The sequence below is a fragment of the Brevundimonas sp. genome, from assembly GCF_036732845.1.
In the GTDB taxonomy this organism is placed as follows: Bacteria; Pseudomonadota; Alphaproteobacteria; order Caulobacterales; family Caulobacteraceae; genus Brevundimonas.
This window is the reverse complement of record NZ_DAINBO010000066.1, coordinates 1-6978: the sequence shown is the minus strand read 5'-3', so window position 1 is coordinate 6978 and position 6978 is coordinate 1. Positions and strand designations below refer to the sequence as shown.

General features: G+C 70.0%; 8 protein-coding genes and 2 pseudogenes. 6 read left to right on the top strand and 4 right to left on the bottom strand.

Annotated features, from left to right (window positions below; genetic code table 11):
- Both V7D63_RS12885 and rdgB read right to left on the bottom strand, forming a co-directional pair.
- Positions 1 to 186, bottom strand: a pseudogene (locus V7D63_RS12885) (radical SAM family heme chaperone HemW); the annotation flags it as partial.
- Positions 179 to 784 carry an RdgB/HAM1 family non-canonical purine NTP pyrophosphatase gene (gene rdgB, locus V7D63_RS12880; RefSeq protein ID WP_333592680.1) on the bottom strand — a complete coding sequence of 202 codons (606 nt, stop codon included), beginning with the start codon at positions 782 to 784 and terminating at the stop codon, positions 179 to 181. The gene rdgB and the pseudogene V7D63_RS12885, both read right to left, overlap by 8 nt.
- 574 nt (positions 785 to 1358) lie before the next feature.
- Between rdgB and V7D63_RS12875 the strand changes: the two genes are divergently transcribed.
- Genes V7D63_RS12875 through V7D63_RS12865 form a run of 3 tightly spaced genes read left to right on the top strand, consistent with a single transcriptional unit; the run spans position 1359 to position 2796 of the window.
- A complete protein-coding gene (locus V7D63_RS12875; RefSeq protein ID WP_333592679.1) occupies positions 1359 to 1946 on the top strand; it encodes a DUF2975 domain-containing protein in 588 nt (195 codons plus the stop codon).
- 44 nt (positions 1947 to 1990) lie between these two features.
- A complete protein-coding gene (locus V7D63_RS12870) occupies positions 1991 to 2236 on the top strand; it encodes a helix-turn-helix domain-containing protein (RefSeq protein ID WP_333592678.1) in 246 nt (81 codons plus the stop codon).
- Positions 2236 to 2796, top strand: a complete 561-nt coding sequence (locus V7D63_RS12865) for a Smr/MutS family protein (protein ID WP_333592677.1) — start codon at positions 2236 to 2238, stop codon at positions 2794 to 2796. Before V7D63_RS12870 ends, V7D63_RS12865 begins: the two co-directional genes overlap by 1 nt.
- 33 nt (positions 2797 to 2829) lie before the next feature.
- On the opposite strand, the gene V7D63_RS12860 is transcribed toward V7D63_RS12865, so the two are convergent.
- Positions 2830 to 3846, bottom strand: a complete 1017-nt coding sequence (locus V7D63_RS12860) for an adenosine kinase (protein ID WP_333592676.1) — start codon at positions 3844 to 3846, stop codon at positions 2830 to 2832.
- A 56-nt stretch (positions 3847 to 3902) separates the two neighbouring features.
- Between V7D63_RS12860 and V7D63_RS12855 the strand changes: the two genes are divergently transcribed.
- Positions 3903 to 4787: an ATP-grasp domain-containing protein gene (locus V7D63_RS12855; RefSeq protein WP_333592675.1), complete on the top strand. Its 885-nt coding sequence runs from the start codon at positions 3903 to 3905 to the stop codon at positions 4785 to 4787.
- On the opposite strand, the gene nth is transcribed toward V7D63_RS12855, so the two are convergent.
- The gene (nth, locus tag V7D63_RS12850; protein WP_333592674.1) at positions 4768 to 5520 is read right to left on the bottom strand and encodes an endonuclease III; all 753 of its coding nucleotides are present in this window, start codon (positions 5518 to 5520) and stop codon (positions 4768 to 4770) included. The genes V7D63_RS12855 and nth overlap by 20 nt on opposite strands.
- A gap of 102 nt (positions 5521 to 5622) precedes the next feature.
- On the opposite strand from nth, the gene V7D63_RS12845 reads away from it, so the two are divergent.
- Complete coding sequence (locus tag V7D63_RS12845) at positions 5623 to 6756, top strand: HlyD family secretion protein (protein WP_333592673.1); 1134 nt, start codon at positions 5623 to 5625, stop codon at positions 6754 to 6756.
- Positions 6753 to 6978 (top strand): annotated as a pseudogene (locus V7D63_RS12840) (MFS transporter); the annotation flags it as partial. The gene V7D63_RS12845 and the pseudogene V7D63_RS12840, both read left to right, overlap by 4 nt.

Sequence of the window (6978 nt, the reverse complement as noted above, 5' to 3'; positions counted from 1 at the left end):
TCGGGGACCGGTCAGCGCCCGCTGCGCCGCCATGTCGGCCAGGATCGCCCGGACCAGCCGCGCCTGCTCCTCGATCCGCCCCCGGTCGCGCACGACGTTGAAGTCGCAATAGGGGCAGATGCGCGAACAATAGGGCCAGTGGACGTACAGCCCGACCGCCGATCCGGGGTCGAGCGGGTCAGTCAATCAGCGCCGCCTTCAGCTTCGCGAACGCCAGGGCGCGGTGGCTGAGGCTGTCCTTCAGCGCCGGGTCCATCTCGCCGAAGGTCTCGGTGTGGCCGTCCGGGATGAAGCAGGGATCATAGCCGAAGCCCCGGCCGCCGCGCGGCGGAAAGGTCAGCCGCCCGTCCACCCGGCCCTCGACCGCCACCACCGGACCATTGGGCCAGGCCACGGCCAGGGCGCTGGTGAACCAGGCGCGATCATCACGCGAACCGGTCTCTTCGATCCGCTCCTCGACCCGGCGCATGGCCATGGCGAAATCCTTGTCCGGCCCGGCCCAGCGCGCCGAATAGATGCCCGGCGCCCCGTCCAGGGCCGCGACCGACATGCCGCTGTCGTCGGCCAGGGCGACCTCGCCCGAAATGTCGGCCGCATGGCGCGCCTTCAAGACGGCGTTGCCGACGAAGGTGCTCTCGGTCTCGTCCGGTTCGGGCAGATCCAGCTCTCCGGCGGTTACCACGACGTAATTTCCATCCAGCAGCGCGGCGATCTCGCGCGCCTTGCCGGGATTGTGCGTCGCGGCCACCAGCCGCATCCCTTTGATAAGTCTAATCTTCGTCATTGATCACGCACCTGAAACAGTCCATTACCAAGGTTTAATATCGTTAAACGATATGTAACATGACTTCCCGTCGAGCACGGCCTATCTATCATCCTCAAGAACGGAGGCCGCGCCGTTCCTGACATTCTCGTAAAGAGCAATGAATGTGCGGCAGAAAAAGAGGTCGGAGCGAAAAATGACCCCGATCAATCGACGGAGAAACACGATGTATACGATGAACGCCTCGCAGTGGATGGACAAGGTCGGCAACGCCTTCGTCAACACGGTCCTGCTGGCCGCCCTGCCGACCGCCATGGTCGCCATCCTGGTCCAGGCTTTCTGATCCGACTTCCTGATCCCGATAGCCGCGGCCCACGCCGCGTCGGGTCGAGAAGGCGTAGCCTTCTGATCGCGGCGCACGAGGATGTCCGCGTCGGGTCGGAAAGTCCCGAAGGGCCGACGAGCGCGGCCCAACAAAGAAGAAAGCGTTTTGACCTCATGGGTGAACACCGCGAAGAATGACGTCGCGTTCGGGCCGGCCGGGTCCGACGCGGCGATCACGCCCTCACCCCCCGGCTTTCTGAGGCCGAAGCCCATGCGCCTGCCGAACCTGACGCCCGTCGGCATCCGCGAATTCCGCATTCCTGGTCTGCGCGCGCTCGGGCCGGGTTCGGTGTCCAGTCTTCTGAAGATCGCCCTGGACGTGGCCTATTGGCTGCTGGCCCTGATCACGGGCGTCCTGGTGGTCATCTTCTTCGTCTCGATGTTCATCCCCCTGGAGAACCTCAACGTCACCGTGTCGGACGATTCCGGCGGCAAGGCCCTGCCGCTGACGCGCCCCTTGCTGTTGTTCGCGGTCGGCGCCTTCTCGGCCTATTTCGGCGGCTTCATGCTGATCCTGCGCAACCTCAGGATGATTTTCCGCACCCTGACGATCGGCGATCCCTTCCAGCCCGGCAATGTGCGCCGCCTGCGCCAGATCGGCCTGATTCTGGCCATCGTCACCGGCGGCGTCTGGGCGACGCAGGGCCTGGTCGCCGCCCGGCTGGCCAATGGGGTGATGGAATCGCAGGGTCTGGGCGACCTTTTGACGCCCGGCTTCTCGGTTATGATCGTGCTGGTGCTGGCCGAGGTCTTCCGCGAGGGCGCCCGTCTGCGGCGCGAGGCCGAGCTGACCATATGAAGACCCCGCTTTCCCGCCGCGACCCGCGAGGCTAGAGACCGCTCATGGCCATCCGCGTCCAGCTCGATCAAATGCTCGTCCAGCGCCGCATGTCGCTGACCGAACTGGCCGACCGCGTCGGCGTGACCGTGGCCAATCTGTCCATTCTCAAGACCGGCAAGGCGCGGGCCGTGCGTTTCTCGACCCTGGACGCCCTGTGCCGCGAACTGGACTGCCAGCCGGGCGACCTGCTGGTCCACGTCCCCGGCCCGGCCGAACCGGTCCAGGACGATCCCGACGCCGACGCCTGATGGCCCGGCGCGGCCCGCCCGGACTGTCCGACGACGACCGCCGCATCTGGGCGCGGATCACCGGCACCGTCACCCCGCCCCGCGCCCGCAAGGCCGTCCGCGTCGCCGTGGACGCCCCGGACCCCGCGCCCACGCCCGTCGCCCCGGCCAAGAGCGCCAGACCCGGCCGACCCGCGACGCCCGCGTCTCCGGCGCCTTCGCCTCCGGCCGCGCCGCGCCCGCCCAGCCTGCGCGCGCCCGATGTGCTGGAGCCGCGCCGCCAGCGCCGCCTGTCGCGTGAACGCGATCCGATCGAGGCCCGGCTGGATCTGCACGGCTACGGCCGGTTCGAGGCCGAGGACGTGCTGCGCGCCTTCCTGGCGTCATCCCAGGCGCGGAACTTGCGCGCCGTGCTGGTGGTCACCGGCCAGGGGCGTCGCGGCGGCGGGGTGATCCGCGCCTCCATCGTCGAATGGCTGCATTCGCCGACCCTGCGCGGCGTCGTCTCCGGCTTCGCCTCGGCCCACCGCCGTCACGGCGGCGAGGGCGCGATCTATGTGACGTTGAAGCGGCGGGGCTGAACCCCTCTCCCTTTGGGAGAGGGGTGAGAAGAATTAATTCAGCGCCAATCCGGTCTCTTCGGCCAGGGCCTTCAGCCCCGTCATCGGGCGCGGTCCCCAGTGGGCGATGACTTCCGACGCCGCCAGCGAACCCAGCCGTCCCGCCGCCGCCAGCGGCAGGCCGCGCGCCAGGCCCAACAGGAAGCCGGCGGCGTATTGGTCGCCCGCGCCCGTCGTATCGACCACCTTGTCGACCGGATAGGCCGGGACCGCGACCCGCTCGGCGCCCCGGATCACCACCGAGCCTTCGGCCCCGCGCGTCACCGCCGCCGTCTCGACCAGGGCCGCCAGACGGTCGCAGGCGGCGTCGAAATCCTCGGTCTCGAACAGGGCCGTCAGTTCGGCGTCATTGGCCAGGACGATGTCGGCCGAGGCCGTGATGAAGTCCAGCAGCTCGGCGCGCCAGCGGCCGACCACGAAACTGTCCGACAGGGTGATGGCGACCTTGCGTCCCGCCGCATGGGCCGCCGCCGCCGCCGCCTCGAACGCCGCGCGCGCCGGGGCCGGGTCGAACAGATAGCCTTCCAGATAGACGATGGCGCTGTCGCCGATCACGGCCGTATCGACGTCGGCGACCGTCAACTGGTTGGCGGCGCCCAGGAAGGTGCACATGGTGCGCTGGCCGTCCGGCGTGACGTTGATCAGGCAACGGCCGGTCCCGGCCCCGCCGCTCAGGGCCGGAGTGTCGAAATGCACGCCCGCGGCGCGGATGTCGTGGGCGAAGACGCCGCCCAGCGCATCGTCCGCCACCTTGCCCAGATAGGCCGCGCGCCCGCCGAACGAGCCGACGCCCGCCACCGTGTTGCCGGCCGATCCGCCCGAGGCCTCCACTCCCGCCGCCATGGCGTCGTACAGGGCCGCGCTCTGGCCCTCGTCGACCAGTTGCATCGAGCCGGGCGTCAGGCCTTGCGACTCCAGGAAGGCGGGTTCGCACGGGGCCAGGACATCGACGATGGCGTTGCCGACGGCGCAGACGTCGAAGCGGGCGGGGGAGGCGGGGGTCTGGGTCATGGCGCGCCCCTTACCCGGCCTTTCCCCTCGCGGCAAACGGCCTTAGGCAAACGGCCATGACCCGCATCGCCGTGCTGACGCCCGATCCCGCCGATCCGTCCTATGCCGGTCAGTGGCCCGGCGTGCTGGCCCGCCTGTCCGACGCTCTGGCCGTCGAGGGGATCGAGACGGTCCCCAGCCCCTGGACCGACCATGTCGAAGACGCCTCGGGCCTGGCCGGTTTCGCCCTGATCCTGCCGGTCGTGGCCTGGGGCTATCACCGTGATCACGACCGCTGGCTGCGGGCCTGCGCGACCTGGGCGGCGGCGGACCTGCCGGTCGCCAATCCGCCGTCGGTCCTGGCCTGGAATTCCGACAAGTCCTACCTCGGCCGCCTGGCCGACCGGGGCGTGCCCGTCCCGCCCACCGTCTGGACCCAGGGCGTGACGGCCGATCAGGTCGCCGCCGCCTTCGCCCAGACGGGCGCGCCCCAACTGATCGTCAAGCCGACCGTATCGGGCGGCGCCTGGCGCACCCTGCGCCTGTCGCCCGGCCAGGCCCTGGTCGATCCGCCGGTCGGGCGGGCGATGATCCAGCCCTATCTGCCGACCATAGAGACCGAGGGCGAAACCAGCCTGCTGTTCTTCGGCGGCCGTCTCAGCCACGTCGTCAACAAGCGGCCGGTGGACGGCGACTTCCGCATCCAGGTCCAGTTCGGGGGTCTGTACGCCCCCCTGGCCGAACCCCCGCCCGGCGCGCTGGAGACGGCCGAACGGGTGCTGGCCGCCATCGATGAGGACCTGTTGTACGCTCGCATCGACCTGGCCCCCGACGGGACCGGCGGCTGGCTGTTGATGGAGGCCGAACTGATCGAGCCGGACTTCTATCTGGCCCATGATCCGCGAAACGGCGCCGGTTTCGCCCAGGCGGTGAAGGCCCGGCTCAGCGCGCCTCGCCCATAGACTGAAGCCCCGCCCGCGACGGGCACAGGTCCGAGATCACGCATCCGGCGCAGTTCGGCTTCCTGGCCGTGCAGACATAGCGGCCGTGCAGGATCAGCCAGTGATGCGCCTTGGGCAGGAAGGCCTCGGGCACGACGCGGTGAAGCTGGTCCTCGACCTTGTCGGGCGTTCCGGCGTTGGCCAGGCCCAGTCGGTGCGAAACGCGGAACACATGGGTGTCCACGGCGATGGCCGGTTCGATCCCCAGTTCGTTCAGCACCACGCTGGCCGTCTTGCGCCCCACGCCCGGCAGGGCCTGCAGGTCCGCCCGGTTCAGCGGGACCTGGCCGCCGTGCCGTTCGAGCAGGATGCGAGACAGGGCGATGACGTTCTTCGCCTTGTTCCGGTACAGGCCGATGGAGGCGATGAAGGGGATCAGCCTTTCTTCGCCCAGGGCCAGCATCTTTTGCGGCGTGTCCGCCACGGCGAACAGCCCGGCCGTCGCCTTGTTGACCGACACGTCCGTCGCCTGGGCCGACAGGGCCACGGCCACGACGAAGGTGAAGGGGTTGGAATAGTCCAGCTCGGTCTTCGGCTCGGGCATCACGGCCGCCAGCCGCTCGAAGATCGCCTCGACCCGGTCGGGATCGGGCGGCCAGCGCAACGCCGCGATCGGCGCGCCGGTCATGACGGCGGGGCGCTTGGAAGGGCGTTTCTGGGGGTGTTTGGGGGCGCGGCTCACGGGCCGAAACATGACGTGTTCGCGGCCTCGCACAAGCCGGGTTGATTTTTGGACGATTACGTCCATTTTACGCGCCGATCCTTCCCCGACCCGTGTTCCGCCGAGACGCCCGCCATGGCCCTGCCGCCCGAAATTCAGAAACGCCTGCCCCTGATCGCCGCCGCCGTGGTGGGGATCATCCTCGTCGTCGGCGGGGTCTTCTGGTGGCAGGACAAACAGCGCTGGGAGGCGACCGAGAACGCCTTCGTCCAGGCCGACACCACCCTGATCAGCCCCCAGGTCGACGGCTATGTCGCCGAGGTGCTGGTGCACGACAATCAGCGGGTCCAGCCGGGCCAGGTCCTGGTGCGTCTGGACGACGCCGACGCCAGGGCGCGTCTGGCCCAGGCCGAGGCCAATCTTCAGGCCCTGATCGCCGCCGTCGGCAATGTCGACGCCCGCGCCGCCCAGGAGCAGGCCACCGTGGCCGCCCGCGCCGCCGCCGTCGGCCAGGCCGAGGCCCAGGCCGGTCTGGCCCAGGCCCAGGTCGACCGCTACGGCAAACTGGCTCAGCAGGGCTGGGTCTCGCAACAGCGCATCCAGACCGAACGCGCGGGCGCCCAGACCGCCCAGGCCGCCGTGGCCGAGGCGCGCGCCGCCCTGACCGCCGAACAGCGCACCGCCGCCGTCCTCGGCTCGACCCGCGAACAGTCCGTGGCCGCCGTCGAACAGGCCCGCGCCCTGGTCGAACAGGCGCGCATCGCCCTGGACCGCACCGTCATCCGCGCGCCCGTGGCCGGCGTGGTCGGCGCCCGCGGCGTGCGGCCCGGCCAATATGTCCGGCCCGGCGGCCAGTTGATGTCGGTCGTGCCCCTGGCCGACACCTATGTCGTGGCCAACTTCAAGGAGACCCAGGTCGGGCGCCTGCGCATCGGCCAGGAGGTCGAGGTCACAGCCGACGCCTTCCCCGGCCGCCGCCTGCACGGCCGCATCGACAGCTTCGCCCCGGCCACCGGCTCGGAGTTCGCCCTGATCCCGGTCGAGAACGCCACCGGCAACTTCACCAAGATCACCCAGCGCGTGCCCGTGCGCATCGTCATCGACGACGCGGGCGCCGCCCTGCGCCCCGGCCTGTCGGTCGAGGTCAAGGTCGATCTCAAGAGCGACGCGGCCGGTCCCAGCTTCGCCGAGGCCGCCGACGGCGAGACCCGCCTGGCCGAGGTGACGCCCGCGCCGTCCGCGCCGAACCCGGGGCGCGCCCGCTCGTGAGTCCCGCTCCGACCAAGGCTGACGGCCAGGTCGACTGGACGGTGCTGCTGCTCGGCTTCGCGGGCATGGTCATCGGCCAGTTCATGGCCATCCTGGACATTCAGATCGTCGCCGCCAGCCTGCCGCAGATCCAGGCCGGCGTCGGCGCCTCGGCCGACGAGATCAGTTGGGTCCAGACGGCCTATCTGATCCCCGAGGTCGTGATGATCCCCCTGTCGGGCT

What these genes read in the sequence shown, in the direction of transcription:
- nth (WP_333592674.1), bottom strand. Translation starts at nt 5,520, where the DNA reads ATGTTTCGGCCCGTGAGCCGCGCCCCCAAACACCCCCAGAAACGCCCT.
- rdgB (WP_333592680.1), bottom strand. Translation starts at nt 784, where the DNA reads ATGACGAAGATTAGACTTATCAAAGGGATGCGGCTGGTGGCCGCGACG.
- V7D63_RS12875 (WP_333592679.1), top strand. Translation starts at nt 1,359, where the DNA reads ATGCGCCTGCCGAACCTGACGCCCGTCGGCATCCGCGAATTCCGCATT.
- V7D63_RS12845 (WP_333592673.1), top strand. Translation starts at nt 5,623, where the DNA reads ATGGCCCTGCCGCCCGAAATTCAGAAACGCCTGCCCCTGATCGCCGCC.
- V7D63_RS12870 (WP_333592678.1), top strand. Translation starts at nt 1,991, where the DNA reads ATGGCCATCCGCGTCCAGCTCGATCAAATGCTCGTCCAGCGCCGCATG.
- V7D63_RS12855 (WP_333592675.1), top strand. Translation starts at nt 3,903, where the DNA reads ATGACCCGCATCGCCGTGCTGACGCCCGATCCCGCCGATCCGTCCTAT.
- V7D63_RS12860 (WP_333592676.1), bottom strand. Translation starts at nt 3,846, where the DNA reads ATGACCCAGACCCCCGCCTCCCCCGCCCGCTTCGACGTCTGCGCCGTC.
- V7D63_RS12865 (WP_333592677.1), top strand. Translation starts at nt 2,236, where the DNA reads ATGGCCCGGCGCGGCCCGCCCGGACTGTCCGACGACGACCGCCGCATC.